The organism is Rhodococcus sp. LB1, assembly GCF_001583455.1.
Taxonomy (GTDB): Bacteria; Actinomycetota; Actinomycetes; order Mycobacteriales; family Mycobacteriaceae; genus Rhodococcus_F; species Rhodococcus_F opacus.
The window spans coordinates 1-3,504 of sequence record NZ_LTCZ01000215.1 but is presented as its reverse complement, the minus strand read 5'-3'; the positions used below and the strand labels follow the sequence as shown (position 1 = coordinate 3,504).

Annotated in this window: 3 protein-coding genes; all 3 read left to right on the top strand. The window is 68.5% G+C overall.

Annotation, left to right across the window (positions count from 1 at the left end):
• Positions 1–215 precede the first annotated feature (215 nt).
• Genes AZG88_RS25985 through AZG88_RS25975 form a run of 3 tightly spaced genes read left to right on the top strand, consistent with a single transcriptional unit; the run spans position 216 to position 3,333 of the window.
• Positions 216–1,397 (top strand): tyrosine-type recombinase/integrase, encoded by a 1,182-nt coding sequence (locus AZG88_RS25985; RefSeq protein ID WP_005242907.1) that lies wholly within the window; start codon positions 216–218, stop codon positions 1,395–1,397.
• Positions 1,394–2,344, top strand: a complete 951-nt coding sequence (locus AZG88_RS25980) for a tyrosine-type recombinase/integrase (RefSeq protein WP_005242909.1) — start codon at positions 1,394–1,396, stop codon at positions 2,342–2,344. The genes AZG88_RS25985 and AZG88_RS25980 overlap by 4 nt, the downstream gene beginning before the upstream one ends.
• Positions 2,341–3,333 (top strand): tyrosine-type recombinase/integrase, encoded by a 993-nt coding sequence (locus AZG88_RS25975; RefSeq protein ID WP_061699630.1) that lies wholly within the window; start codon positions 2,341–2,343, stop codon positions 3,331–3,333. The genes AZG88_RS25980 and AZG88_RS25975 overlap by 4 nt, the downstream gene beginning before the upstream one ends.
• Positions 3,334–3,504: the final 171 nt, after the last annotated feature.

Sequence of the window (3,504 nt, the reverse complement as noted above, 5' to 3'; positions counted from 1 at the left end):
GCCACCCGCCGGTCGGTGGCAGGGTTGCGCCACATGCCGAGCTTGCCGTAGTCGACCTGGGCCTCCTATGAGGAGCCCGACAATATGCGGCGTCCGCCCGGTCGCGTCGACGCGGGCCTGGTCAGGCGTCAGCATTGAGCGGATCGATCCGCATAGTCACGGCGCGCTGCGGCGGGCAGGCTTCGCCTCTCAGGAAGTTTCGAGAGGAGTTAACGATGGCTATGACAGGTCCGCTGGCGCCGTGGGCGCCGGGGATGGCGGAGTGGTTGACGAGGCTGGGTTACACGCCCCGATTGGTTGAGCGGCATCTGCAGCTGGCCGGCGGGTTGAGCAAGTTCCTGCACCGGCGCGGCCTGACCGCGAGCGACCTGAGTCAGGAGTTGATCGAGCAATTCGCTGCCGCGCGTCGAGCGAAGAACCGCTCGCGGCGGCCCACAGCGAGATCGTTGTCCTGGCTCGTTGACTACCTGAGCGACATCGGCGTGGCTACCGCGCCGGCTGCTCTGCCGGTGCGGTCTGAGCAGCAGGTGTTGATCGAGCGTTACCGGGACTACCTCACGGTGGAGCGCGGTCTGGTGCCGGACACGGCAGCCAACTACGTGCCGGTCGTGACGCTGTTCCTGGCAGCCCACCCGGTCCGCGAACTGCACGAGCTGAGCGCTGCCGACGTGAGCGAATTCATGACCTCGCAGTGCCGGCAGGTCAGCACCCGAGGAGCCGAACGCCTCGCTACCGGGCTGCGGTCGTTCCTTGGCTTCGCCCTGGTCGAGGGGTTGATCAGCGTGTCGCTGGTTGGCGCGGTCCCATCGGTGGCGCGGTGGAGCGGCGCCACGCTGCCCCGCGGCCTGACCTCGACGCAGGTCGCGGCGTTGCTGTCCAGCTGCGACCGGCGGCGCCCGCTCGGGCGGCGCGACTACGCGATCTTGCTGCTGCTCGTGCGGCTCGGGCTACGCGCCGCCGAGGTGTCCGCGCTTCGCCTGGACGACATCGACTGGCGGACCGGCGAGATCGTCGTGCGCGGCAAGGGCCGCACCGAGGAACGCCTGCCGCTGCCGCCGGACGTGGGAGCGGCCATCGCCGCATACCTGCGCCGGGGGCGCCCACGCCGGCCCGAGCGAGAAGTGTTCCTCCGCGCGTGCGCCCCGCTCCGTGGGCTGACCCCGGACGGGGTGAGCGAGGTAGCGCGGGCCGCGAGCGAACGTGCCGGGCTGGGCAGCTTCGGCTCCCACCGCCTTCGCCACACGGCCGGGACGCAGCTGCTGCAGGCGGGCGCCTCGCTTCCCGAGGTGGCGGAAGTGTTGCGCCACCACACCATCGCGACCACGGCGATCTACGCCAAGGTCGATCATCTGGCTCTGCGCGACCTCGCCACACCCTGGCCGGGTGGTGCCCGATGACCGACTATCGCAGCGCGGCGGCGGACTACCTGGCCACCCGCCGCGCCATGGGCTACAAACTCGTCTACCAAGGCCAGATGCTCGCACAGTTCGTGGCCTACCTGGACACCGTCGGCGCCGAGCACCTGACGATCAACCATGCCGTGGACTGGGCCAAGCAACCATCGAGTGCGAAGCGCACGTGGTGGGCGGTCAGGCTGAGCACCGTCCGAGCCTTCGCCCGCTACCTCAGCGCGTTTGATCCGGCCACCGAGATTCCCCCTGCTGGTCTGATCCCCGCGCCCAGTCACCGGATCGTGCCCTACATCTACACCGACGACGACATCGCCGAGCTCCTCACGGCGGCAGGTCGCCTGCCCACCGTGCATCGCGCGGACACCTATCAGACCTTGATCGGGCTCGTCGCCGTCACCGGCATCAGAGAGGGGGAGGCGGTCCGCCTCGATCGCGACGATGTGGACCTCCAGCAGGGGCTGCTGACCATCCGCAACAGCAAGTACGGCAAGTCCCGCCAAATCCCCGTGCACCCGAGCACCGTCGAGGCGCTCGCCGGCTACGCCCACCGCCGCGACGCACGACGATACCGCCACGACGGAAGACAGCATCACCACCCACCAAGCAGCACAAGCTTTTTCACCTCCACAACAGGAACAAGGCTGCTGCGCGACAACGTCAGCACCGTGTTCCCGCGCCTGGTGCGCGAGTCAGGGCTGGCCGGTTCTGGCCATCATCGCCCTCCCCGGTTGCACGACCTGCGACACAGCTTCGCCGTGAACACCTTGATCCGCTGGTACCGGCAAGGCCTGGACGTCGAGCAACGGCTGCCGCTGCTGTCCACCTACCTGGGCCACGTCGCACCGAAATCCACCTACTGGTACATGACGGCGGTCCCCGAGTTGCTCGAACTCATCGCCGACCGGCTCGACGCGATCGAGGTGCAGCCATGAGCACGCTCGCCCCACTGCTGCAGGCGTTCTTCACCGAACGCTTGATCGGTCAGCGCGATGCCAGCCCGCATACCGTGGCCTCCTATCGCGACGCGATCTGCCTCCTGTTGCGGTTCGCGCAGCGCCGCACCGGCAAAGCACCACACCAGTTGGACATCGACGACCTCGACGGACCGCTGATCGGCGCGTTCCTGAGCCACCTGCAGACCGAACGCGGCGCCAGCGTCCGCACCCGCAATGCCAGACTCACCGCCGTTCGGTCGCTGTTCCGTTTCGCCGCCTACCGCCACCCCGAATCCGCCGCGGTGATCCAACGCGTGCTTGCGATCCCGCCCAAGCGCACCAACCGGGCCCTGATCACCTACCTCACCGACGCCGAGATGCAAGCGCTACTCGCGGCGCCGGACCGCTCGACCAGGATCGGGCGACGTGATCACGCACTGTTGCTGCTCGCCCTCGAAACCGGGCTGCGGGTCAGCGAACTCACCGCCCTGACCTGCGGCGCCGTCCATCTCGGCGCAGGCGCACACGTGCGCTGTTTCGGCAAAGGCCGCAAGGAGCGGATCACGCCACTGCGCCGGCAGACCCGACTGCTGCTGCAAGCCTGGTTAATCGAGCGAGCCGGGGCGCCCGACGATCCACTGTTCCCAGGCCCCTCCGGCAGACCGCTCGGCCGCGACGCGATCCGGCGCCTCGTCGACCGTCACGTCGCGGCCGCTGCAGCGTCCTGCCCATCGCTGACAGGAAAGACGGTCAGCCCCCACACCCTGCGACACAGCTGCGCCATGACCCTCCGACGGCACGGCGTCGATGCCGCCACTATCGCCCTCTGGCTCGGACACGAAGACATCCGCACCACCTACAGCGTCTATATGCACGCCGACCTCGACCTCAAAGAGAAGGCGCTCGCCCGGACCGCCCCGCCAGGCACGCCGCCAGGGCGCTACCACCCACCCGATGCGCTCCTCGCCTTCCTCGAAAGCCTCTGAATATGCGGACTCGAACCAATATCAGATCCCCGCCGACCAGGCCCGCGTCGACGCGACCGGGCGGACGCCGCATATTCTCGGGCTCCTCATAGGAAACTTTATGTGGAGTTCCACATAAGGCCTCGTCGCCAGGCGGGACCGCGCCGCGGGGCACAGTCACCTTCGACTCCG